Genomic DNA, 286 nt, shown 5'->3' with positions numbered 1-286 from the left:
ACTCGTAGTAGGGCTCGGTCGGGCGCCCGTCGTAGGTGTGTCCGACGTGTCCGAATGAGGTGGCCATCAGGTAGTGCGCGCCTTCCGTGGGCGTGACCTGCTCGAGGAGGTCCTTGAGGCGGATGCCCTCCCACTTCGCGATGCCCGTCCATCCCTGCATGCAGGTGTGCATCGTAATGTTCGTGACTTTACCCAGGGCCTTCAGCTCATCGATGGAGAAAGACTTTTCCTCCTCGACCAGGCCTCCGATTTCGAGTCGGAAGTCTTTGAAGTCGTCTTCGCGCAG

Annotated in this window: 1 protein-coding gene; it reads right to left on the bottom strand. The window is 60.1% G+C overall.

Annotation, left to right across the window (positions count from 1 at the left end):
- The coding region (locus QP415_RS11570; RefSeq protein WP_285100178.1) for a molybdopterin-dependent oxidoreductase at positions 1-286 on the bottom strand (286 nt) is incomplete at both ends.

It is taken from the genome of Pauljensenia sp. UMB3104 (assembly GCF_030217285.1).
Taxonomy (GTDB): Bacteria; Actinomycetota; Actinomycetes; order Actinomycetales; family Actinomycetaceae; genus Pauljensenia.
This window is presented reverse-complemented; position numbering and strand designations above follow the sequence as displayed.